This is a genomic window from Streptomyces sp. NPDC001970 (assembly GCF_053594115.1).
This window is the reverse complement of record NZ_JBSFDW010000065.1, coordinates 1-23,745: the sequence shown is the minus strand read 5'-3', so window position 1 is coordinate 23,745 and position 23,745 is coordinate 1. Positions and strand designations below refer to the sequence as shown.

Annotated in this window: 14 protein-coding genes and 2 pseudogenes; 10 read left to right on the top strand and 6 right to left on the bottom strand. The window is 69.7% G+C overall.

Annotated elements, in window-relative coordinates:
• From ACWCP0_RS40115 to ACWCP0_RS40095, 5 genes and pseudogenes are all read left to right on the top strand, one after another.
• Nucleotides 1-161, top strand: a pseudogene (locus ACWCP0_RS40115) (ABC transporter ATP-binding protein); the annotation flags it as partial.
• Between the two features lie 179 nt (nucleotides 162-340).
• Nucleotides 341-2,884: an ATP-binding protein gene (locus tag ACWCP0_RS40110; protein ID WP_451083658.1), complete on the top strand. Its 2,544-nt coding sequence runs from the start codon at nucleotides 341-343 to the stop codon at nucleotides 2,882-2,884.
• Nucleotides 2,885-2,951: 67 nt separating this feature from the next.
• Nucleotides 2,952-3,635 (top strand): response regulator, encoded by a 684-nt coding sequence (locus ACWCP0_RS40105; protein WP_451083657.1) that lies wholly within the window; start codon nucleotides 2,952-2,954, stop codon nucleotides 3,633-3,635.
• Nucleotides 3,636-3,748: 113 nt separating this feature from the next.
• The gene (locus ACWCP0_RS40100; protein WP_451083656.1) at nucleotides 3,749-4,156 is read left to right on the top strand and encodes an OB-fold nucleic acid binding domain-containing protein; all 408 of its coding nucleotides are present in this window, start codon (nucleotides 3,749-3,751) and stop codon (nucleotides 4,154-4,156) included.
• A gap of 3 nt (nucleotides 4,157-4,159) precedes the next feature.
• Nucleotides 4,160-4,900: a DUF3159 domain-containing protein gene (locus ACWCP0_RS40095; RefSeq protein ID WP_451083655.1), complete on the top strand. Its 741-nt coding sequence runs from the start codon at nucleotides 4,160-4,162 to the stop codon at nucleotides 4,898-4,900.
• Nucleotides 4,901-5,223: 323 nt separating this feature from the next.
• Here ACWCP0_RS40095 and ACWCP0_RS40090 read toward each other — a convergent pair whose 3' ends face one another.
• Nucleotides 5,224-5,904, bottom strand: coding sequence for a potassium channel family protein (locus tag ACWCP0_RS40090; RefSeq protein WP_451083654.1), 681 nt, complete (start codon nucleotides 5,902-5,904; stop codon nucleotides 5,224-5,226).
• On the bottom strand, nucleotides 5,904-6,572 hold the full coding sequence (locus tag ACWCP0_RS40085; RefSeq protein ID WP_451083653.1) for a potassium channel family protein: 669 nt from the start codon (nucleotides 6,570-6,572) through the stop codon (nucleotides 5,904-5,906). The genes ACWCP0_RS40090 and ACWCP0_RS40085 overlap by 1 nt, the downstream gene beginning before the upstream one ends.
• Nucleotides 6,573-6,898: 326 nt before the next feature.
• Between ACWCP0_RS40085 and ACWCP0_RS40080 the strand changes: the two genes are divergently transcribed.
• The 5 genes and pseudogenes from ACWCP0_RS40080 to ACWCP0_RS40060 all read left to right on the top strand — a co-directional run bounded on the left by ACWCP0_RS40080 (nucleotide 6,899) and on the right by ACWCP0_RS40060 (nucleotide 19,572).
• A complete protein-coding gene (locus ACWCP0_RS40080) occupies nucleotides 6,899-8,947 on the top strand; it encodes an APC family permease (RefSeq protein WP_451083652.1) in 2,049 nt (682 codons plus the stop codon).
• An 85-nt stretch (nucleotides 8,948-9,032) separates the two neighbouring features.
• Complete coding sequence (locus tag ACWCP0_RS40075) at nucleotides 9,033-10,361, top strand: class I SAM-dependent RNA methyltransferase (protein WP_451083651.1); 1,329 nt, start codon at nucleotides 9,033-9,035, stop codon at nucleotides 10,359-10,361.
• A gap of 256 nt (nucleotides 10,362-10,617) precedes the next feature.
• Nucleotides 10,618-10,840: pseudogene (locus tag ACWCP0_RS40070) on the top strand (ISAzo13-like element transposase-related protein); the annotation flags it as partial.
• Nucleotides 10,841-11,206: 366 nt separating this feature from the next.
• Entirely contained in the window at nucleotides 11,207-19,198 is a 7,992-nt protein-coding gene (locus ACWCP0_RS40065; RefSeq protein WP_451083650.1) for a hypothetical protein, read from the top strand.
• A 17-nt stretch (nucleotides 19,199-19,215) separates the two neighbouring features.
• Complete coding sequence (locus ACWCP0_RS40060) at nucleotides 19,216-19,572, top strand: hypothetical protein (RefSeq protein WP_451083649.1); 357 nt, start codon at nucleotides 19,216-19,218, stop codon at nucleotides 19,570-19,572.
• 622 nt (nucleotides 19,573-20,194) lie between these two features.
• On the opposite strand, the gene ACWCP0_RS40055 is transcribed toward ACWCP0_RS40060, so the two are convergent.
• The 4 genes from ACWCP0_RS40055 to ACWCP0_RS40040 form a co-directional block, all read right to left on the bottom strand.
• Nucleotides 20,195-20,866 carry a transposase family protein gene (locus tag ACWCP0_RS40055; protein ID WP_451083648.1) on the bottom strand — a complete coding sequence of 224 codons (672 nt, stop codon included), beginning with the start codon at nucleotides 20,864-20,866 and terminating at the stop codon, nucleotides 20,195-20,197.
• A gap of 138 nt (nucleotides 20,867-21,004) precedes the next feature.
• The gene (locus tag ACWCP0_RS40050) at nucleotides 21,005-22,537 is read right to left on the bottom strand and encodes a CBS domain-containing protein (protein WP_451083647.1); all 1,533 of its coding nucleotides are present in this window, start codon (nucleotides 22,535-22,537) and stop codon (nucleotides 21,005-21,007) included.
• Between the two features lie 99 nt (nucleotides 22,538-22,636).
• Nucleotides 22,637-23,251 carry a 3'-5' exonuclease gene (locus ACWCP0_RS40045; RefSeq protein WP_451083646.1) on the bottom strand — a complete coding sequence of 205 codons (615 nt, stop codon included), beginning with the start codon at nucleotides 23,249-23,251 and terminating at the stop codon, nucleotides 22,637-22,639.
• A complete protein-coding gene (locus ACWCP0_RS40040; protein ID WP_451083645.1) occupies nucleotides 23,182-23,583 on the bottom strand; it encodes a UvrD-helicase domain-containing protein in 402 nt (133 codons plus the stop codon). The genes ACWCP0_RS40045 and ACWCP0_RS40040 overlap by 70 nt, the downstream gene beginning before the upstream one ends.
• Nucleotides 23,584-23,745: the final 162 nt, after the last annotated feature.

Sequence of the window (23,745 nt, the reverse complement as noted above, 5' to 3'; positions counted from 1 at the left end):
GCCAGCTCGACGCGGAGACCGGCCTCGCGGTGATGGAACTGCTGCGCGCCGTGGTCCACAGCGAGGGCGTGACCGCCCTGGTCGCCACGCACGACATCCAGCTGCTCGGCCTCGCCGACCGGGTGCTCGAACTGAGCGACGGCGAGATCACCGAGCAGTAGGAGCGGCGAGCGGTCGTACGCGGATCACGGAGAGCACCGACGCGCATCAGAATCGCGTCAATACGTCCCTGAGCAGCACATCCTGTCCGATTTGCCGGATTTAAGGGTTGTAACTTCAAGGGGCGTCCGCAGTGGACGCAGCAGCCGCCGCGCGGCTGTGATTCGAGGACAATGGGGCCATGGGACGCGGCAAACTGCGGATCTACCTCGGGGCGGCACCGGGCGTCGGCAAGACGTACTCGATGCTCTCCGAGGCACACCGTCGCGTCGAGCGCGGCACCGACTGCGTGGTCGGCTTCGTGGAGCACCACGACCGGCCGCGGACCGAGGTCATGCTGCACGGCCTGGAGCAGATCCCGCGCCGGACCATGGAGTACCGCGGCACCACCTTCACGGAGATGGACGTCGACGCGGTGCTTCGGCGCCGTCCCGCCGTCGCCCTCGTGGACGAACTGGCCCACACGAACGTGCCCGGTTCGCGCAACGCCAAGCGCTGGCAGGACGTCGAGGAACTCCTCGCGGCCGGGATCGACGTCGTCTCGACCGTCAACATCCAGCACCTGGAGTCGCTCGGCGATGTCGTCGAGTCGATAACGGGCGTACGGCAGCGGGAGACGGTGCCGGACGAGGTCGTGCGCCGTGCCGACCAGATCGAACTGGTCGACATGTCCCCGCAGGCGGTGCGCCGCCGCATGGCGCACGGCAACATCTACAAGCCGGACAAGGTCGACGCGGCCCTGTCCAACTACTTCCGGCCCGGGAACCTCACCGCTCTGCGCGAGCTGGCCCTGCTCTGGGTCGCCGACCGCGTCGACGAGTACCTCCAGCAGTACCGCGGCGAACACAACATCCGCTCCACCTGGCAGGCCCGCGAGCGCATCGTCGTCGGACTCACCGGCGGCCCCGAGGGACGCACCCTCATCCGCCGCGCCGCCCGGCTCGCGGAGAAGGGCGCCGGTGGCGAGGTGCTCGCCGTCTACATCGCCCGCAGCGACGGCCTGACGTCCGCGTCCCCGAAGGAGCTGGCGGTCCAGCGCACCCTGGTCGAGGATCTCGGCGGGACCTTCCACCACGTCATCGGCGACGATGTGCCCACGGCGCTGCTGGACTTCGCGCGGGGCGTCAACGCCACCCAGATCGTGCTCGGCGCCAGCCGTCGCCGCACCTGGCAGTACGCCTTCGGGCCCGGCGTCAGCGCGACCGTCGCCCGTGAGTCGGGGCCCGACCTCGACGTCCACATCGTCACCCACGACGAGGTGGGCCGAGGCCGGGGCCTACCCGTCGCCCGTGGTGCCCGGCTCGGCCGCTCCCGGATCCTCTGGGGCTGGTTGGTCGGCATCGTGGGGCCCGCCCTGCTCACGCTGCTGCTGGCCCACGTCGATGCGGACCTCGGCCTTGCCAACGACATGCTGCTGTTCCTGTCGCTGACCGTGGCCGCGGCGCTGCTCGGCGGGCTGTTCCCGGCCCTGGCATCGGCCGCGTTCGGATCCCTGCTGCTGAACTACTACTTCACGCCACCGATCCATCGGCTGACGATCGCCGACCCGAGGAACATCGTGGCCATCGCGGTCTTCGTGGCCGTCGCCGTCTCGGTCGCGTGGGTCGTCGACATCGCGGCCCGGCGGACCCACCAGGCCGCTCGGCTGCGCGCCGAGTCGGAGATCCTGTCGTTCCTGGCCGGCAGCGTGCTGCGCGGCGAGACGAGCCTGGAAGCGTTGCTGGAGCGGGTGCGCGAGACGTTCGCCATGGAGTCGGTGGCCCTGCTGGAGCGCGCGAGCGACATCGATCCCTGGGTGTGCGCGGGCAGCGTGGGCCGGAATCCGGTCGACCGTCCCGAGGACGCCGATGTCGACATGCCCGTCGGCGACCACTTGGCGCTCGCGCTGACCGGGCGGGTGCTGCCCGCCGAGGACCGCCGCGTGCTCGGCGCCTTCGCCGCCCAGGCCGCCGTCGTCCTCGACCGCCAGCGCCTCGTCGGCGAGGCCGAGGAGGCCCGCAAGCTCGCCGAGGGCAACAAGATCCGTACGTCCCTGCTCGCGGCCGTCAGCCACGATCTGCGCACGCCGCTCGCGGCCATCAAGGCCGCCGTCAGCTCGCTCCGCTCCGACGACGTGGAATGGTCCGAGGAGGATCAGGCCGAGCTCCTCGAGAGCATCGAGGCGGGCGCGGACCGGCTCGACAACCTGGTCGGCAATCTGCTCGACATGTCCCGTCTCCAGACCGGCACCGTCATGCCGGTGATCCGCGAGATCGACCTCGACGAGGTCGTCCCCATGGCGCTCGTCGGTGTGCCCGACAACGCGGTCGAGCTGGACATCCCCGAGACGCTGCCCATCGTGCGCGTCGACAAGGGACTGCTGGAGCGGGCCGTCGCCAACGTCGTCGAGAACGCCGTCAAGTACAGCCCCGACGCGACACCCGTCGTGGTGTCCGCCAGTGCGATCGCGGACCGTGTCGAGGTACGGGTCGTGGACCGCGGCATCGGCGTCCCGGACGACGCGAAGGAACGAATCTTCGAGCCCTTCCAGCGGTACGGCGACGTCCCGCACGGCTCCGGCGTCGGACTTGGCCTCGCCGTCGCCCGCGGCTTCGTCGAGGCGATGGGCGGCACACTGACTGCAGAGGACACTCCCGGCGGCGGGCTGACCATGGTCCTCACCCTCCAGGCAGCGCCCGGATTCGTTCCGGCCGGCCAGGAAGTCCCCGCCCGGATCACCGGCTGATCCGACCCCCCTGCCCACCGGCCCCCGGCCACCCGACGCACGGACGAGAGATGAAAGGAAGGCACTCATGACCCGAGTGCTCGTGGTCGACGACGAGCCGCAGATCGTACGCGCCCTCGTGATCAACCTGAAGGCGCGCAAGTACGAAGTCGATGCGGCCCCCGACGGGACGACCGCGCTGCAGCTCGCTGCGGCACGCCATCCCGATGTCGTCGTCCTCGACCTCGGCCTGCCGGACATGGACGGCGTCGAGGTGATCAAGGGCCTGCGCGGCTGGACCCGTGTACCGATCCTGGTGCTCTCCGCCCGGCACACCTCCGACGAGAAGGTCGAGGCGCTGGACGCGGGTGCCGACGACTACGTGACCAAGCCGTTCGGGATGGACGAACTGCTGGCCAGGCTGCGCGCCGCGGTGCGCAGGGCCGAGCCTGCGGGCGGCGACGACGAGATCGTCCTCGTCGAGACCGAGGGCTTCACCGTCGACCTCGCCGCGAAGAAGGTCAACCGGGACGGCAAGGACGTACGCCTCACGCCGACCGAATGGCACTTGCTCGAGGTGCTGGTCCGCAACACCGGGCGGCTCGTCAGCCAGCGGCAGCTGCTCCAGGAGGTCTGGGGGCCCTCGTACGGCACCGAGACGAACTACCTGCGGGTGTACATGGCGCAACTGCGGCGCAAGCTCGAGGCGGACCCGTCGCACCCGAAGCACTTCGTCACGGAGCCCGGGATGGGCTACCGCTTCGAGCGCTGAGTCCGGCGTCGGGACACGGCGTCGGCGAACGTCGCAGGTGCCGCACCCGATGCCCGACCGGCACGTGCTCGGCACTTGACCGGGGCCCAGTGGTACCCCGGTACGCTTTCTGTATGAGTGCTGCACCCCGATCCGAGAAGGCCGAGAGGCCGGCGGGCCGTTTCCGCCGGATGCTCGACCGCCTGTCCAGCTCCCAGGAGGATCTCGAGTCCGAGGAGCTCCAGGAGGATTCGCACGCGTCGGGTTGCACGCGGATCTCCGACTGCGGCGACCGCCAGATAGTCAAGGTGACTGGTACCTTGCGCACGGTCACCCTGCGACCCAGGGCCGGAGTGCCGGCCCTGGAGGCGGAGCTGTTCGACGGCTCCGCCGCCCTGGACGTGGTGTGGCTGGGCCGGCGCTCGATCGTGGGCATAGAGCCGGGCCGCAAGATGATCGCCTCGGGCCGGATCGCCATGAGTCACGGCCGGCGGGTGCTGTTCAATCCCAAATACGAGCTCCGACCGCTCGGACAGGAGTAGCCGGTGACGTCTCTCGACAAGCCGACCGCGCAGGAACAGGAAAACGGCGGCCACCACGACGGCAAGGCCGTCACGGAAGCGGCCCTGTTCGAGGCCTTCGGCGGCATCAGGGGCACGGTGGAGACGGTCCTGCCCGGGCTGCTCTTCGTCACGATCTTCACGATCAACAAGGACCTGCACATCTCGGCGATCGCGGCACTCGGCCTCTCGCTGCTGCTCGTCGCCGTACGGCTGATCCGCAGAGACACCGTGAAGCACGCGTTCAGCGGCGTCTTCGGGGTCGCCTTCGGTGTCGTCTTCGCGATGATGACCGGCAACGCGAAGGACTTCTATCTGCCGGGCATGCTGTACACGCTGGGCCTGGCCCTCGCCTACATCATCACGACGCTCGCGGGCGTCCCGCTGATCGGGCTGATCCTCGGCCCGGTCTTCAAGGAGAACCTCTCCTGGCGCACCCGTAACCCCGGCCGCAAGAAGGCCTACGCGAAGGCCAGCTGGGCGTGGGGCCTGATCCTCCTCGCCAAGTGCGCGATCCTCTTCCCCCTCTACTGGTGGGCGGACACCACCCAGCTCGGCTGGGTCCTCGTCACCCTCAAGATCCCGCCGTTCCTCCTCGCGGTGTATCTGACCTGGGTCTTCCTCGCGAAGGCGCCGCCGCCGATCGATGTCTTCGCGGAGATGGAGGCGAAGGAGCGCGAGGAAGAGGCCCGCAAGGCCGCGGCCGCGCGCGAGCCGGAGGCGTAGGGGCTTTCGGCCCGTCCTTGCCTGTCCTCGTCCCTTCCTGCATCGAGGGCTCCGTCACGAATCCCTTGGTCCCTGCGCCCTGGCGGGCGGAGGACTACCGGGTCGACGGCCGGTGGGCCCGTTCCGAGTCCGTCCCGGCGATGGAGGACGGACGCCCGGGCCCACGGGGGCGGTACCGGGTACGCGCGCGAAGCCAGGACTCAAGGCCCGGGACCGCACGGTTCCGGGCCTTTCCCATGCCCATGCTGCAGGCCCCGCCGTCACGCGGCGGGGCCCGGGGAACCGTTTCGGTCCCCCGGGCCCCGGCCCGTGCGTGACGAGCGTCAGCTCGTCGTCGTGTCCTCGCGGCGCACCGAGAGCAGATCCTCCAGCTGCTCCTCCCGCGCCTGGGCCGCGACGAAGAGCAGTTCGTCCCCCGGCTCCAGCGTCTCCTCGGAGTGCGGCGTCAGCACACGCGGCCCGCGGATGATCGTCACGAGCGACGTGTCCTCCGGCCATGCCACGTCCCCGACCTGCGTCCCCGCCAGCGCCGACTCCGGCGGCAGCGTCAGCTCGACCAGGTTCGCGTCGCCATGGCTGAAGCGCAGCAGCCGGACCAGGTCGCCGACGCTCACCGCCTCCTCGACCAGCGCCGACATCAGACGCGGAGTCGACACCGCGACGTCGACGCCCCAGGACTCGTTGAAGAGCCACTCGTTCTTGGGGTTGTTCACCCGGGCGACCACACGCGGCACGCCGTACTCGGTCTTGGCCAGCAGCGACACGACCAGGTTCACCTTGTCGTCACCGGTCGCCGCGATCACGACGTTGCAGCGCTGCAGCGCCGCCTCGTCCAGCGACGTGATCTCGCAGGCGTCGGCCAGGAGCCACTCCGCCTGAGGCACCCGCTCCACCGAGATGGCGGTGGGCGCCTTGTCGATCAGAAGCACCTCGTGCCCGTTCTCCAGCAGCTCTCCCGCGATGGAACGCCCCACCGCGCCGGCCCCTGCAATCGCGACCCGCATCAGTGACCGCCCTCCTCGGGACCCTGGGCGAACGCCGCCTCGACCTTCTCGACCTCGTCCGTACGCATCATCACGTGGACCAGATCGCCTTCCTGCAGCACCGTCTGCGACGTCGGCAGCACCGCCTCGCCGAGCCGGGTGAGGAACGCGACGCGCACGCCCGTCTCGTCCTGCAGCTTGCTCACCTTGTGGCCGATCCAGGCCGGGGACGTGTGCACCTCGGCCAGCTGCACGCCACCACTCGGGTCCCGCCACAGCGGCTCGGCCCCGGACGGCAGGAGCCGCCGCAGCATCTGGTCGGCGGTCCACCGGACCGTGGCGACGGTCGGGATGCCGAGGCGCTGGTACACCTCGGCGCGCCGCGGGTCGTAGATCCGGGCGGCCACGTTCTCGATGCCGAACATCTCGCGCGCGACCCGCGCGGCGATGATGTTCGAGTTGTCGCCGCTGCTCACCGCGGCGAACGCGCCGGCCTCCTCGATCCCCGCCTCGCGCAGCGTGTCCTGGTCGAAGCCGACACCGGTGACGCGGCGGCCCCCGAAGCCGGAGCCGAGCCGGCGGAAGGCCGTGGGGTCCTGATCGACGACGGCGACCGTGTGCCCCTGCTGCTCGAGGGTCTGCGCAAGTGCCGCTCCCACTCGCCCGCAGCCCATGATGACGATGTGCACCTACTTACCCCGCAGTCCTGGTCATCCCGCTGACCTGCGCAAACACCCTGCTGACTCTTTTCTCTCGGCTCTGCCGGGCAACGACGGGGGCATCGGCGTGCGGTTGTTGCCCTTGACGAGCTTATGACGCGGCGCCGGGGTTGCCCTCATCCGAGGTACCCATGGCGCTGCACACTGCACCGATCCGCGATACGGAACGTGACGCGGTCCCGGAATGGTGGCCTTGTGTGAGCGTTCGTTGTCGCAGCGTGGCGGCAACGTGCGTTTCATTACCAGAAGGCACAGCGGGTGGGCGCGATCAATATGAAGCCCTTACGATCCTCTGCGTGTCCAAACTGACCGACATTCCCAAACGGATCCTGATCGGCAGGGCGCTGCGCAGCGACAGGCTCGGAGAAACGCTCCTGCCGAAGCGCATCGCACTCCCCGTCTTCGCCTCCGACCCGCTGTCCTCGGTGGCGTACGCCCCGGGAGAAGTCCTGCTGGTCCTCTCGATCGCGGGTGTGTCGGCGTACCACTTCAGCCCCTGGATCGCGGTCGCCGTCGTGGTCCTGATGTTCACGGTCGTCGCCTCGTACCGGCAGAACGTCCATGCGTACCCCAGCGGCGGCGGCGACTACGAGGTGGCGAACACCAACCTCGGGCCCAAGGCCGGCCTCACCGTCGCCAGTGCGCTGCTCGTCGACTACGTCCTGACCGTCGCCGTGTCGATCTCCTCCGGCGTGGAGAACCTCGGCTCCGCGATCCCCTTCGTCGTCGAGCACAAGGTGCTGAGCGCCATCGTCATCATCGTGCTGCTCACGCTGATGAACCTGCGCGGCGTGAAGGAGTCGGGCAAGCTCTTCGCCATCCCGACCTACGTCTTCGTCTTCGGCGTCTTCACCATGATCGCGTGGGGCGCCTTCCAGGGCCTCGTCCTCGACGACACCATGCAGGCCCCGACCGCCGGCTTCGAGATCAAGGCCGAGGAGCAGGGGCTCGCCGGCTTCGCGCTCGTCTTCCTGCTGCTGCGCGCCTTCTCCTCCGGCTGTGCCGCGCTCACCGGCGTCGAGGCCATCAGCAACGGCGTCCCCGCCTTCCGCAAGCCCAAGAGCAAGAACGCCGCGACCACGCTGCTCCTCATGGGCGGCCTGGCCGTCACCATGTTCTGCGGCATCATCGGGCTCGCCATGGCCACCGACGTCAAGATGGCCGAGAACCCCGCGCACGACCTGCTCAGCAATGGCACTCCGGTCGGCTCCGACTACGTCCAGGACCCGGTGATCTCGCAGGTCGCGGCCGCCGTCTTCGGTGACGGAACGTTCTTCTTCGTCGTGCTCGCCGCGGCCACGGCCCTCGTCCTCTTCCTGGCCGCGAACACCGCGTACAACGGCTTCCCGCTCCTCGGCTCGATCCTCGCCCAGGACCGCTACCTGCCGCGCCAGCTGCACACCCGCGGCGACCGGCTCGCCTTCTCCAACGGCATCGTGCTGCTCGCCGGCGCGGCCATACTGCTGGTCTGGGTGTACGGAGCCGACTCCACCAAGCTGATCCAGCTCTACATCGTCGGCGTCTTCGTCTCGTTCACGCTCAGCCAGACCGGCATGGTCCGGCACTGGAACCGCCATCTGAAGACCGAGCGCGACCCGGCCAGGCGCCGTCACATGGTCCGCTCGCGCGCGATCAACGCCTTCGGCGCCTTCTTCACCGGCCTGGTGCTCGTCGTCGTGCTGGTCACCAAGTTCACGCACGGTGCGTGGGTCGCCCTGCTCGGCATGGTGATCTTCTACGGGACGATGACGGCGATCCGCAAGCACTACGACCGGGTCGCCGAGGAGATCGCCGCCCCCGACGAGCCGACCGACGACACCGTGCGCCCCTCCCGGGTCCACTCCATCGTGCTCGTCTCCAAGCTCCACCGGCCGACCCTGCGCGCCCTCGCCTACGCACAGCTGATGCGCTCCGACAGGCTGGAGGCGCTCAGCATCGACGTCGACCCGGCGGAGACCAAGGCGCTCAAGGAGGAGTGGGAGCGGCGCGGCATCAACGTACCGCTGAAGATCCTCCACTCGCCGTACCGCGAGATCACCCGCCCGATCATCGATTACGTGAAGGGCCTGCGGCGCGAGAGCCCGCGCGACGCCGTCAGTGTGATCATCCCCGAGTACGTGGTCGGCCGCTGGTGGGAGCATCTGCTCCACAACCAGAGCGCCCTGCGCCTGAAGGGCCGTCTGCTGTTCACCCCGGGCGTCATGGTGACGTCGGTGCCCTACCAGCTGCAGTCCTCCGAACTCGCGAAGGCACGGGCGAAGAAGCGGCAGGAGTGGAACGCACCGGGCTCGGTGCGGCGCGGCCCCGTGAACGAGCGGTCCAAGGAGGCCAGCGGCAAGGGCTGAGGCGCCCTCGCACCCACGTAGACTGGGGGGCTGTCGTCCGCACAGGGCGACGGCCCCCTCTCGTATCCCTGGAGCTGTCCCCGTCATGCAGAACGCACCTGAGTCTTCACTCGTCGGGGAGGAGTACGAGGTCGAGGTCGGCCCCGTCGCACACGGCGGTCACTGCATCGCCCGCACCGAGGAGGGGCGGGTGCTGTTCGTGCGGCACGCGCTGCCCGGTGAGAAGGTCGTCGCCCGGATCACCGAGGGCGAGGAGGGCTCCCGCTATCTGCGCGCCGATGCCGTACGTGTCCTGGAGGCGTCCAAGGACCGCGTCGAGGCGCCCTGCCCGTACTCCGGCCCCGGCAAGTGCGGCGGCTGCGACTGGCAGCACGCCAAGCCGGGGGCCCAGCGCCGCTTCAAGGGCGAGGTCGTCGCCGAGCAGCTGAAGCGGCTCGCGGGCCTCACCCCCGAGGAGGCCGGCTGGGACGGCACGGTCATGCCGGCTGAGGGGGACAAGCTGCCCGCGGGTGAGGTGCCTGCCTGGCGCACCCGTGTCCAGTACGCCGTCGACGCCTCCGGGAGGGCGGGTCTGCGGCGCCACCGCTCCCACGAGGTCGAGCCCGTCGAGCACTGCATGATCGCGGCCCCGGGCGTCACCGAACTCGGCATCGAGAAGCGCACCTGGGAGGGCATGGCCTCCATCGAGGCCATCGCCGCGACCGGCTCCGGCGACCGCCAGGTGATCCTCACCCCGCGCCCCGGCGCCCGGCTGCCGATCGTGGAGCTCGACAAGCCCGTCTCCGTCCTGCGGATCCACGAGAAGGACGGCAGCGTCCACCGCGTCCACGGCCGCCCCTTCGTCCGCGAGCGCGCCGACGACCGCACCTACCGCGTCGGCATGGGCGGCTTCTGGCAGGTCCACCCGAAGGCGGCCGAGACCCTCGTCCAGGCCGTCATGCAGGGACTGATGCCGCGCAAGGGCGACATGGCCCTCGACCTCTACTGCGGCGTGGGCCTCTTCGCGGGCGCCATCGGCCAGCGCGTCGGCGAGAAGGGCGCGGTCCTCGGCATCGAGTCCGGCAAGCGCGCCGTCGAGGACGCCCGCCACAACCTCCAGGACCTCCCGCGCGTCCGGATCGAACAGGGCAAGGTCGAATCCGTCCTCCCGCGCACCGGCATCACCGACGCGGACCTCGTCGTCCTCGACCCGCCCCGCGCGGGCGCCGGCCGCTCCACCGTCGAGTACGTCTCGGGCCTCGGCGCCCGCCGCATCGCGTACGTCGCGTGCGACCCGGCGGCGCTGGCGCGGGACCTGGCGTACTTCCGGGAGAACGGGTACAAGCCGCGGACGCTGCGGGCGTTCGACCTGTTCCCGATGACCCATCATGTGGAATGCGTCGCGATCCTCGAGCCCGTCGAAAAGGGCCGCTGACCTGCGCTTTTGTCGATGTGCGTTGTGGGCGCTACGGGCGATATCATGACGCTCGTCCTGATGGGGCGTCACTTCGCCGACGGTGCAGGTCGGGAGTGTTGAGGGGCCAGTTCCGTAGATCGCGTCTTCGAAAAACCTGCCTGTTCGCTGTCCATGGAGTGCCAGCCGCGGGCCTGATGCGGGAGATCTGACCGGCTCGCGAAGGAACGCAAGGTGGGCTCAACGGGCGCCGGGACCGTAGGGGTGTCAGCTGTGTTTCTGGCATATCACCCATAACTGGCGCGGCCGTCCGCTGACTAGCCATGACGTGGACATCATGACGATCGCCCCCAGCACAACCCGGGCCGGACTACGTGTCGAGGCGGCCCTGGACACCGGCGACTACGCCACCGGGCATCGCGATCAGCGAGGAGCGCTTCGTCGCCCTGCCGCTCGAGCGCCGCACCATCCACGGCACCTGGAACTACACCTTCCACCCAGTCGACTGCGACCCCACCCAGCCGGTGCCATGACACTGTAAGGCTCTGACCATGGCGTGTGGCTTTGTCAGTCTGGCGGGTGCGGGAACGGGCTGCAGCGCAACCTGTACACCGCTCGGCATTCTCCATCTCAGACTCTCCGATCCGGCCGGGCGCGAAGGCTATGTCGAAGTAGACGGGCTGCACCGCCTGGCAGGTTACCGGCTTGTCCTTTGGGTCTTCTGGGCTGTGCGCCACGCGCTTTCACAGTCCGCTTCGCCCGAAAGCGATCACCAACTACCCTCCGTGCAGGGTCCTCAATTAGGATTCCGGTCTGTCGCTCGAGGTGGTGTGGCGACCGGAACGGGGGCGGGTGCGCTTGTGGACATGAAGTCAATTTCCGCTGCAGCTCAGGACCTTGAACTGTTCCTGTCTGGGCGCGGCGTCACCGAGGAGGGCACGTACTCCACCGGCGTGCTCAGGGGTGTGGCTCCGTTCGTCGTCCTTCTGCACCGGCGTCTCATGATGTTGTCCTCGCTCGCCCCGCCGGGGCGGCAGAGCGGCGACCGGTACGTGCACAGCTACGCGGCACTGCTGCCGCGGCTTCACGAAGCCGCGCTGGCCGCGGGCGATCGGGCGCTCGCTCAGCTCCTGGACTGGACGCACATTGCCTGGACGGGCAGGAGCGGCGATGGGACCTTCTTCACCGAGCGGACCCTGCCTAGCGAAGTTCAGTTCTACTTAGGCGAGTTGGCGGCCGAGCCCGGCCCGGTGATGGTGCGTGCCACAGGCTCACTCGTCCTGCGTGACCACGCCGAACGGCTGCGGTCCGAAGCGGACAGGCTTGCTGGTGTAGACCGTACGTTCACACGCTTCCTGTTCGTCGAACCGGTGGGCGCCATCCTCCACGATCTCAGCCGGGGCGTGGTGGATGACCACGGGCTCCTCGATCACTCACCAGAAGCCCTTGCCGCACACGCGAATGCCGAGCGGCGCAGGCAGGGGAGCCTCCAGCCGATTCCGACCAACGGACTGCGCTGGCCCGTGATCATTAAGAACACCGCGGCCGTCTGCGATCGGGTTCGCCGTCTGTTGGAGGTAGCCGCCGACCACCGGTGGGACTATCCGGCCCCGGGCCGGCCGCCGCTGGATAGCCTCCCGGCCGAGCTGCGCCCGGTGCTCGAGGCAGCGGTCCACCTGGACACGGAGATCGACGACCCGCTCACCGAGAATGGCGACAGCTGGCTCACCAAGGTGGCCGAGGAAGTCCTGAAGTTCGCCAAACCCGGGCAACAGCACCTGCTCGCCCTGGTGGCGAGGGCCGCCGGTGCCCCGGACGAGCTGACCGAGCCGGCCCTGGCGGCGATCACTGAGATTCGCCGGCGCGCGGACGATACCTTCGGCGCACTCACCCTGGACCCGGACGGCACCGGGGAGGACCTGCACAGTCTCATCCTGGACGCGTTGGCCCGAGGGGACGTGTCCGAAGCGGGCCAGGGCCTCGACATGCTGGAGGACGTCGCTCGCAGAGCCGCGCTGGAGGGACGGCTCGCCGCCGTCAGGGCGGCCGCGGTCGCCGGGATCGCTGACGAGGAGACCGCCGAAGCCGTACAGCGCCATCTGCGGACCGCAGCCCTGTACGTCGAGCAGGGCGAGGTGCAGTCCGCCGAGCACTACGTCGCCGATGCCGAGGCGGCTCTGCCCTCGGGTCCCCCGGAGTCCGGCAACGATGCCGAACCGGCACTGGAGTCCCGGCCGCCGACGCTCGGCGACGGTTCACGGGTCCTAGTCGCGGCGGACGAGAACGAACTGTCCGCCCGTGTCCTCGCCGCGTACCGGTCGGGCCGTGCCGACGAGGTGGACCGCGAGCAGGCGCTGGAGGACCTGCACGCGCTGGGCACGACGGGCCCGGTCCATCTGGTGGTGTCCATCGCCCGCGAACTGCTCCACGTCGCCCCCTCCGCGGTCGTCGACCTGACCGATCGAGCCCTCGAACGCGCCCGGCCCGCTCTCCGCCCCGCGTTGTGGCAGCTTCAGTACGACGCCCTTCGTCAACTCGGTGACGGGTTGCGTGCCGAGCGCGTCTTCTACCTGGGGCACCCGCCCCTTCCCCCGCCCGACCTTCCGGACCTGTCCCCGGCGCACGGCGCGAGCTGGCTGCAGCCGCGTCTGCAGCCGGTGGCGGGAAAGAGCCCGGGCAAAGCGGAGACCGGGATCGACGAGCCGACGCTCTCGCCCCAGGAGGAGGCGGAGCGCTGCGCCCGGGCGCTGGAAGCCGGCAACAACAGCACGCTCGGAGCCGCGGTCGGCTGGGCCGTGGCGGCCGGCCGGCCCAGGGATGCGCTCAACCTGTACCGCCGGTTCGGCCGCCAGCTGTACCTCAACGCAGAGGCGGCATGGAATGTCGCCGCCGCCTACGCGGCGGCCGGGTTCGTCGAGGAGAGCGTGCGCTCCCTGACGGTGTTCAGGGCCATCGTGCCGGGCCGGATCGACCCGTCGCAGCGGCGCGCACTGGAGCAGTTCCTCTCCCTGCACGACCCGTCGACGGTGCTGCTTCCCCCGCAGTCCGCTCTGCAGCTCTACGCGGCGGGGCGGGTGGACGAGGCGAGCCTCGGCCTGGAGCAGTTGCTGGCGAACAGCTCCAAGTCCCCTGGGGCGTTCCTGCTGCTGCGGATCCTCCGGGAGCAGGGCGACCTGGAGCGGGCCCGTCAGGCCGTCGACCGCATCGAGAGCGCCGGCGGCATCTCCTGGCGCCACCACGTGGAGCTCGCCCGCAACGCCATCGAGGCCGGTGACCTCGACCTGGCGGAGGAGCGGCTGGGACGGGCCGCTGCTTTGGACGCGGACGACAGCTGGACCGCGCCGCTCGTCCGCAGGCTGCAGGCTCTGCGCGGCCAGCCATCGTCCGCCCCGGCCACAGGGGTCGGTGTGGGGGGGCGGGCGTCGGCCGCGGTCGACGCGAAGGAGGGAAGGCGGGTATTCCGCGACCGTCTGCAGGCCGGGGACCTCGACGGTCTGCTGGAGTCGGTCCGCCGCACGCCCCAGCGCGAGCCGTGGGTCGTCGGCGCGCTCGTCCTCCAGTTGCGGACGCTGCGGTTCCCGGTACCCGACGCCGCGGCCCTCGACACGCTGACCCTACTCGTCCGGGAGGAGAGGGACGAGAACGTCAGCAGGGACTTCGCGAACTGGCTCATGGGCGGCGGCCGGTACACGGCGGCGGTACGAGTCCTGCAGGACTGCGTCGCGTGGACCGCGCCGGACAGGCTGCCGCGCGTGCTCTTCCTCCGGGAGTCGGCCGCGCGGAAGGCGGGCATCACGACCGCTACCTACGATCCGCCGCTACCGCCCTCCCAGGCGTCGAGCCCGGCCCGCGCCCTGGACCCTGACATGGTGCCGCGCGTGTACCTGCAGGAGATCATCGAGCCGCAGGCCTCCATTCCGTCGATTCACGAGGCCCAACGGCTGCCCTCCCACACGCCCGCGGGCGTGGTCGCCGACGCCTGGGTGCGGGCCGTGCGCGACGAACAGTCGCTCGCCCTCGGCAACGCGATGGGCACCCTGGTGATCGCCCAGCGGCCCGCCGAGGCCATCGAGCTCTACCGGAGCGTGGCGCACGACTTCTGGCTGGGCGCGGCGGCAGCGTGGAACCTGGGCTGTGCGTTCGCCGCGGCAGGTCACGCGGAGGAGGCCGCGGCCACCTTCGCGTACCACGCCCGGGTGACGCCGCGGCAGTACCAGGCGCAGCAGTTGCACAACCTGCGGGCGCTGTTCTCCTCACTCGGCCGTCCCGTGCCGCCGACGGCGGGTTCGCACGGCTCCATGGTCCGCGTGGCGCCCGAGCCAGCGCGGCCCGAACCCGGCCCGCGCGGGCAGGCGGTCAACGCCGACGCCGAGGAGGCTGCCAGGCGGATCGCCCGCTGCCGGAACGAGCCCAGCGACCACACCTTCTACCTTGCGGGCGGACCGGTCCGCCGGGCCATGCGGGCTGGGACCTCGGCCGACGTGACCGGCTACGTGGCCACCATGCGCAGCCTGTGGGCCCAGGTGCCGCAGCCCAAGCCGAAGGGCGCCGCGGAGATGGCGTCCGTGCTGACCGTCGGCGGGCACCGTGAGGAGGCGTGGAACATGCTCCTCGAATGGATCGACCGGAGCGGGGCGGCCGCCGCCCTGCTGGCGCCAGCGGTCCGGCTGGCCGGCGAGCTCCACCGCGAGCGGATCCTGCACAAGCGCCTGGAGAAGCACCACACCGCCGCCCGTGCCGGTTTCGAGCTGAATCTCAGCCTGGCCAAGCTGGCCCAGCGCGAGGGTGACGAGGCGGGCGTGTTGACGTACACGGACCTCGCCCTGCGCAAGAAGCCGACCTCCGCCGAAGCTGCCACGCTGCGGGACAACGTGGGAGGCCGTCGGCGCGAGCTGCCCACGCTGGGCCAGGGGGTGGTGCACGGCATCATCCACAGCGAGGTGTCGGACGCGGAGGCCGTGCAGCGGCTGGTCATCGACTACGGCGCGGAAGCGGACGCGCTGCGGGTCAAGGCGCTGTCCTGGTTCCAGCCGAAGACCGACAGGGCCGCGCTCGCCAGGAGCGTCCCCGCGGAGTTCGCGCAGGATGCCCTTCCCGCGCTCGAGGCCGTGGAGCGGGAGGACTGGGAGCGGGCCGCGCAGGTCTTCGTCACCCTGCTCGACCAGCACCCGAGAGAGGAGGGCCTGGCACAGTGCGCGGCCGCCTGTCTGATCGAGGCCGACATGAAAGACGACGCTCGGTCCGTGGCGGAGGTCTTCAGCCACCTGTCCACCGGGGTCCGTATCCTCGTCCAACTCGCCTGCACGCAGGGGAACTACACCCAGGCGGCGGACCTCCTGGCGCTGCGCGGCGACGGCGCGCGCACCGACCGGGAGGAGGTGGCGGCGGAGGCGGGCCTGATTGCCCATCTCTGCAAGCGGCACGCCGACGCGGCCAGGTTGCTGCTGGAGTTCGCCCGGCGGCAGCGGCCCGGCACCGCCGAGATGCACCTCGCGCTCGCCGTCGTCCTGGCGCACAGGGAGCAGGCGACCGATCTGACCGGCGAGGCGCTCGCGCTGCTGCGCCGTCCGGAGCCGGACGATCTGGACGCACTGCTGTCCTGGGCGTTCGCCGAGGACAGCCTCGAGGTCCTCAACCATCACGAGGTCCCGGCACTGGAGGCCGAGCACCTCGACCGTGTCGCGGCCCACCTGGAGGCAAACTCGGACCGGCTCCTGCGGTTCGTCCGTACCGACGTCACCCGCCCGGGAGCGAGTCCCGCGGCGGTCCGCCGGGAACGTGACGCCCGGCTGCGCATCTCCGCCCGGCTGCTGGAGGCACGGGGACTGGTCCTTGAGGCGCACCGCGACTGGCTGGCGCGGGTCGACGAGGCGGCGGACCGGCTGGAGGTCCTGCGGGAAATGCTCGCATTCTGCGCGCGTGTCTCCTACGCCGAGGGCTACCACAAGGCCGCCTTCGCCCTGCGCGACGCCGGCAGCCCGGTGAGTGAGGAGGAGTTCTCCAGAGGCAGCTCCTTGATCTCAGAGAAGGACCCCGCCGCGCTGCCGCCGGAGACCGCCCGGTTCGTTGACGACACGTGCGCCGCCGATCCGGCCGCCCTCCCGGTACGGCTGCGGGAGGTGGCCGACCGTTTGGCGGAGCTGGCCGGTCCGCAGGATGCGAGGGCTCTGGAGCGGTTGGGCGAACTCTGGCACGGGCTGGCCACGCGGCTGGCCGACGACAGCGCCGCGACGCACCTCGTCGGCGCGCCCCGCAGGGAGTCCCACGCCAGCTTCGTCGAGACCGGGCTGCGGGAGCAGGCCGGGCTCGCCGACAACCTCATCTCCCAGGCTCTGCACACCGCGAGCCACGCGGTGTCCCGGTCGTTGGGGGCGCGGTGGGACCGGATCGCCCGCGCCCATATCCGGCGGGGTGCGGGCGGCAGGCAGCCCCTGACGCTTCGCGTCCAGAAGGCCACGAGGATGGGTGACGGGCCGGTGGAGGTGCAGGTCCTGGTGCGTGCGGGCCGGGAGCCGCTTTCGGCCGTCACCGTGGGGGTGAAGGGCGCGGGCCCGGAGGCGGAGGTCGCCGTTGACGGAGTGGAGGCGGGCGGGACGCAGACCTGTCTCCTCGTCGTGCCCGGCGAGCGGTCGCCGATCACGGTGGAGGGCATGGCGAGTCTGACCGACGGCACGGTCACCACTGGTAAGGCGGTCACGGACGTCGTGAGCGTTCCGCCCGAGCAGGTAATCAAGTCCCGGTTCCGCGCCCAGTGGGTCGGACCGGAGATGTTCGTCGGCCGGACAAAGGAGCTCCAGGAGCTGAGCCGGCACTACGAGAACACCACCGGCACCAACACCGGATCGGTGTTCATGATCGGCGCGTGCAAGGCGGGCAAGAGCTCACTCCTGCGCCGGCTGGCCGAGATCCGCCCCGTCGGCGCGAGCGCTCCGCTGCCTCCGGACCAGTGGCGCACGCCCCGGGCGTTCCCCGTCCTGCTCGCCGCCAACTCGGTCGACGTGACGGACGATTCCCCGATCGCCGACATCGCCAAGGCGGTCCGGCTCACGGTACGCCAGGCGTTCGTCGGCCAGGCTCCCGACGTGGGTCCTTTCGCGGGCCGCAGCGTTCTCGACTTCCAGGAGTGGTGGTACGAGGTCCGCCGAGGGCTGTGGCCGGGGCAGAGCGTCGTCCTGCTGTTGATCATCGACGGATTCCCGGACCTGCTGAAGCAGTTCGAGCGTGAACACATCCTGGACAGGGCGCTGGGCAAGCTGTACGGGCTGAAGGACAGCGGCGACGTGGAGATGCTGTTCGGAGGGGCGTCGACCTACACGGAGCTGAGTGGACTCCTCGCGGGTACCTCCTTCTTGAACGAGCTCAACGAGCCTCTGCTCCTCGGCCCGTTCGACGAGAAGGACACGCTCATGCTCTTCCATCAGGGCTTCCCCGAGCCGGTCGAGGCGATGCCCGCCGCGGTCCTCAGAGTCTGGGAGGTCACACAGGGCCATCCTCTGCACATCCACCTGATCGGCAACCAGGTCACGCAGTTCCTGCGCGAGAAGCGACGGACCGTGGTCGACGTGGGCCTGGTCGACGAGGCCGCCACGTGGTTGTCGACCCGGGACGACGCGGTCATTGGAATGCTCGGCCACTCCGCGGACCGCGAGGCGACGTTGTCCCTCCTCGCCGAGGTCACCCCCCTCATCGCCCACGGTCATGACGCAGCGACCTTCAAGGCCCGGTTCGACGACAGCAGTCTCGCGGGCCTGGACGGTCTGCGCGAGTTGGGCCTGCTGGTTCGCAAGGGCGGCACGTGGGCCTGGGCCAACCACATCATGCGCAGCTGGGCGGAGCGCAGATGGCCGGTGGATCTGTCGGAGAGCCTGGGCCTGGGCTGGAACGGGACGGAGCAGGACCTCAAGAGGGCGCGATACGCGATCAAATGGCGCTCGGACTCCACGCAGTCTCTGCCGACCTGCCATGTGGAGCACGGCGACAGCAAGCAGATGCTGGAGGCGGTGCTCTACCTGGGGCAACGAGAAGTGCTGCTCCGCGTTCACGATGCCATCTCCCACACCGACTATCAGGTGCCCCAGAGCGTGGCTCCGTGCGGGGACTGGTCACTGTTCCACCGGATCGAAGGCCCCTCGCTCCAGCGGAAGCTGGAGGATCACCGCAAGGGAATCGAGGTGAGCCCCGCTCAGGCCGTGAAGTGGATCGTGGAGGCGTGCGACACCCTCAGCCGACTGAAGGACCGCCTTACCCACGGGGACATCCGTCCCGAGAACCTCCGCCTCAAGGACTTCGATCCCGATCAACTGTACGTCGTCGGCTGGGGCTTCGGCACGGCAGTGGGCTCGGGGATGCCACTGCTGCAGTCCGAGCCGTCGGAGTACTGGACGCCCGAGTCGCGGGCGGAGGGCCGGCGGATCCCCACCCCGGCTGACGACGCCTTCGCGCTCTCCGCGATCCTCTACCGCTTCCTGCACCCCAAGGGTGAGGCTCCCTACCCGGCCACCCCCACGACCGGGCACGGCCCGCGCTCGCTGCCGGACCACCTTGGCGTCCTGGGCATGCGGGTGTTCCGGGGGGTCGGGCACGTGGGCGACCGCTACGAAACGCCGGAGGCTCTGGGCGTCGCCTTGACCGAGACGATGTCGAAGCTGGATCCCGGGGACGAGAAGCCGGACAAGGACAGGTCGGTCGGACAGCTCTCGGTGGCCATCTCCCCGATCATCGCCCCCAGCTTCGGAATCAATGCCACCGGGAACGACGAGAGCATCAAGGCCGACACCGGCGGCGGCAGCATCTCGGACGTTCAGATGGGCAAGGACAACTCCTACACAACGGGGAACCACCCCGATTTGCACAACTGATCCCACAGGAGGACGGTATGAGCAAGATCGAAATCAAGACCGGCGGCGGCGACATCTCGGGTTCCCAGATCGGAGACCACAATTCCTACAATGTGGGGGCGGCTGCACAGCCGGCCGAATCCGCGGATCTGGCCACCCTGCTCGCCAAGCTCCAGGAAGAAGTGGAACGGCTGAGCCCCAGCCTGATGGGCGATCAGCGCGAGGACGTCACTCAGGACCACGCCAACCTTGTCAACGCCGCCACCGTGGAGAATGCGGACCAGGGGCGGATTGCCAGATTCGCCGGGCGGCTTCAGGAGTCGCTCGAAGGACTGGCTGCGGCAGCACCCGCACTAGGCATCGTGCAGCTGATCATCGAGGCCGTCCGCGGCTAGTACTCCAAACGTCGGTCCCGACCAGACCGCCCGAGCCCGGACCTGCCACTACCGAAGAAGAACCGTTTCGGGACACGCTTCGCTGCGGTGATAGTGGCGAAGACGCCGTTGGGGCGCTCGATTCACGGGGCCGGTCTGAGGTGTCGGCCGGGCCCGGCTTGTGTGGTTATCGGTAGGCTCGGGCCGGGGATCGACGACGCGTGGACGGGGTCTCCGGCTCTGGAATTAGCCAGCGTGCGGGGCGCGCGGGCGGCATGGGGCTCGTGCGCTGCAAGCGCGCCCGCGCGGCGGTGAGGTCGGCGAGTTTGGGACGACGTCCGCTGATCAACTGATCCGTGGTCGGCTCGGCGGCGGCGAGCAGTGATGCCGCTGCCGATCTCAGCAGCACTGCTGGAGGAAGATTTCGGCCATGGCGCGGAGTGTCGTGCCGCGTCGATGTCCCAGCGCTGCACACCGGCGATCTCCAGAGGGCCGAGAGACGTTTGGTTGGACAATTTCACGCCGCGTACACGCTATGGATGCCCGGTTGCGATGAGGGGTGCACTCCGCGACGGCCTCTCAGGTCGTCTTCTGTGAACCACCCGTAGCGAGTGTCGGGCCACTGAGGATTTCTCAGTGAAGATCACTTCCATTGCTTGTTGAGGACAAGCGCGGCGCGGGCGATGTCGCCGATCCGGCTGGGGCTGAGGCTGATGTGCTTGAGCGCACGCCAGCGTTCCTTGAGTTCGGCGGCGGTGCGTTCGCCGAGCGCGCGGATGTGTCTGATCAGCACGTTCGTCATGTGGGTGTCGATGTCGAGTGCCTTCTCGGGCTGGCCTTTGGGGCGGCGGATCGGGACGTGGATGCCGATTCCGGCGCCGATGTAGCCCTTGTCGGTCAGGGTGGGCAGGCCATCGGCGGCGGCCTTGTACAGCGCGGGCAGCGCATGCCGTCGGGCGGCGGTGATGTCCGGGGTGGAGCCGGGCTCGACGTCGGAGATCCACAACGGGGTACCCTCCGGCGCGGACAGGAACTGCACGTTCCCGCCGAAACTCTCGTGTTTCTGGCTGAACCACAGGTCGTTGCCGTTGTCACGGACGCCCGCAAGGCGGTCGCAGGCGATGAGGGTGCCGTCGAGCACCACGTGCGTCATGCCCTCGGCGTGGCTGCGGTCCAACACCTCGTGCAGGTCGGGGGCTTGCGGGGCGAGGACGTCGATGCCCTCGTGCAGGTAGCGGTAGCCGGTGGCCTGGGAGATCCCGGAGTCCCTTGCCAGGCAGTGCACACAGCCGCGTTCACGGAACCAGCGCAGCACCAGTACCGCCCCGCCAGGGTGCTCTCGGGGAGCGCGTCGCCCCACTTATTGGCTCGGGCATTGACGGGGGCGTCCCGGCTGGTGGGATCCCGGAGAATCCGAAACACCATCAGCCCCAGCTCAATACCCTCTGGTGTTTCAGGGCCTCGGATCGTGATCGATGACCTTGAGGAGCTTCAGCAACTGCCGCGTCGCGGCGAGCGAGGTTGCGTCCTCCGCCGGTGCGTCGACAGCCCAATGGGCGAGAGCGTTGCGGTAGTCCGCGACGGTCTTGAGGCGGGCGAGCATGTCCTGCTGTCCATAGGGCCAGTCGAGTTTGGCCCAGCAGTACGCGTCTGCGAGAAGGAACTTGTACTGGCCCAGGGTGAACTGGCGGCCGTTCGCCCGCTTGGACCGGATCTCCTGGGGAAGTTCGTCCGCGGTGAAGCGGTGGGTCATGCGTCGGAGTCGGCGTTCCACTTCTTCCAGCAAGGTGAAGGGTTCGACGCGCTGTCGGAGCTGACCTGCAAGGTCCGTGGCCGTGAGGATGCCGCGCACGGCGTACTCGGTGTCCACGATGATCAGGAAACCGTGGCGCTGGATGTCGCCGATACGTGCGAAGAGTTCCTCTTGTTCGCGCGCAGTCTGGGGGTGAGGGTTCAGGACGTCTGCGATGGTCCCGTCCCGCTTGCCCAGGTGGGCGCGTGCGATGTCCTCCCAGGTGACCACTCCTCGCAGGACGTTGTGCCGGTCCACCACCGGCAGCTGCGAGTAGTCGTACTCGATCATGGGGGTGATGGCGCTGCTCAAGGCGGCTTCCCAGCCCACAGTCACCACATCCTGGACGAAGGGGAGGTTCCCGATCCGCCAGCTGAGGTCCCGGGCCTTGGCACCGTCGGTGCTCAGGCTGTCGCGCGGAGTTGCGGGTCCATGTGCTGCTGTCCCGTCGCTGCTCTCCTCTCCCGCGGCGGGTTCCTGGCTGGACACGGTGACCAGCCCGTCGAGCTGGCCTTCGGCGAAGTGCGGTTCTACCCGCAGTCCCCGCGCCGCCAGGTCCTGATCGACCAGGTCGATGACATCGGGGGTGCGACGGTACCAGCCCCACAGGCCGATGAGATCGCGGGCCGTCAGCTGACGGGTGCCGTCCTCCTGGACGTCGCGCGCGAGTGCCGCGATGTCGGCGGGAGGCTCGATCCCGCCTTCGTAGCCGGGGTCGGTCCCCGTCTCGGCAAGCGACCGCACGCGCTCGGCGGCATCGCGGCGTGACAGTTCGCTGACGGTCGAGAAGGCGCCCATGCTGTCCCGGAGGTCACCACCGATCGCGGCGCGCTCCACCGCCGGGCGCACCCAGTCGACGGGCCGCACATGACGGAAACCGGGTGCTGCCTTCGCGCGGTACTCGTAGCCGCCGGTCAACCGCCCGACGGCCACCACAGGCAGGTGCTTACGGGGCATGACGACGAAGTCTCCGGTGTCCATCGAGATGAAGCGCCACAGCTGGTGCTTCCAGTTGTCGATGGTCCTCTGAGACTCGTCGGGGTAGGCCGCCGTGAGTAGATCGCCGACCTCGCCGGCCGACCCGCAGCCGCTGAGATCACCGGTCTCCTCCCAGCCCGCGATCGTCAACCCCTCGGTGAGTGCCTGCTGTTCGCGCTCCCCGAACTGGCCACCGCGCACCGTCCACGCCCGCACTGTGCCCCCTCTGCTGGGCGAAATCTGCTCGCCGGATGCTCTGTTCGTTCTGTGAGTCCGTTCGACCGTAGCGGGTCTTGGTGCCGCGGTCAGGCGAATTCACGCCGCATGAGAGCCGGACGGAGGGCCGTCTCCGGCGAGGAACCCGCTCGCGCTGTAAGCGAAGCGGTCCGCGGACTCCGGGAGGAAGCGGCTGGCCCTGCCGTGCCAGCTCACCACGAGTTCGTCACGTGCGCGGGTCGCGGCGACGAACAGCAGTGAACGGGCCCGCTTCTGCTCCCGCTGATAGCGCGGGGGATCGGTGAGCCGGAAGGTCTCGATGCGCTGGTGCGGGACCTGGCCGTCGCCCACGGAGGCCAGAAACACCCGTTGGAACTCCAGCCCCTTGAAGCGGTACATGGTGCCGATCCGTACGCCCTCGCCCCTGCCGGGCCCGTCGCGGCCGATCTCGACGGCAGGGATGCCGAACGGTGCTGATCCCAGCGTGGCGGCCATCCGGGTCGCGGACGCACCGTCCGGGACGCACACCGCCATCGCCGCATAAGGCGTGCCGTACCGGTCGTGGCGCTCCTGGATCAGAGTGGCGAGCGCCCGCATCTCGGTTCCCCAGTCGGGGGCCCGCCAGAACTGCGGGGCGAGGCCAGTCAGCACCGAACGGTATCCGTCGAGGGTGTCGGGTTGGTCGTCCAGGTCGTCGAAGGACTCGCCGTCCACCAGGCCGTGCGCGCGCTGCCCAGGATCTGCCGCGTGGTGCGGTAGTTGAGCGTCAGACGTCGGGAGGCGCGGCCCGGGGTGCGGATTCCGAGGCGTCCCAGGACCACTTGGTGCGAGTAGATCCGCTGGTGGGCGTCGCCGACGAGGAAGATGTCGTCGGGCCCCTCGGGCACCATGGCGCGCAGCATCCGCCAGTGCGAGGCAGACAGATCCTGCGCCTCGTCGACCACGATGTGCTGGTAGCGCGGCTTGAGCCACGTGCCGCTTCCGGCTTCCCGGTGCAGCAGATCGCGTCCGCCCTGCTCGGCCTTGTAATGCTGCTGCTCGCTCACCCGGGCCATGCGGTGCTGTTCGAGCCGGGCGGCCGTGTCGGCGACGAGTGCGTGGGTGGTCCGCCGTGGGGGGTGCCTCTATGTCTTTCGTCAAGCCCGATCTGGTCATGCGTGGGCGGGTTCGGGACCGCGTGCCTCGTAGAAGGTCCCGTCGCGGAGCAT

Bases quoted from the DNA above. Each gene is read 5' to 3' on its own strand.
- ACWCP0_RS40105 (WP_451083657.1), top strand. From the start codon at position 2,952: ATGACCCGAGTGCTCGTGGTCGACGACGAGCCGCAGATCGTACGCGCC.
- ACWCP0_RS40060 (WP_451083649.1), top strand. From the start codon at position 19,216: ATGAGCAAGATCGAAATCAAGACCGGCGGCGGCGACATCTCGGGTTCC.
- ACWCP0_RS40100 (WP_451083656.1), top strand. From the start codon at position 3,749: ATGAGTGCTGCACCCCGATCCGAGAAGGCCGAGAGGCCGGCGGGCCGT.
- ACWCP0_RS40065 (WP_451083650.1), top strand. From the start codon at position 11,207: ATGAAGTCAATTTCCGCTGCAGCTCAGGACCTTGAACTGTTCCTGTCT.
- ACWCP0_RS40090 (WP_451083654.1), bottom strand. From the start codon at position 5,904: ATGCGGGTCGCGATTGCAGGGGCCGGCGCGGTGGGGCGTTCCATCGCG.
- ACWCP0_RS40075 (WP_451083651.1), top strand. From the start codon at position 9,033: ATGCAGAACGCACCTGAGTCTTCACTCGTCGGGGAGGAGTACGAGGTC.
- ACWCP0_RS40110 (WP_451083658.1), top strand. From the start codon at position 341: ATGGGACGCGGCAAACTGCGGATCTACCTCGGGGCGGCACCGGGCGTC.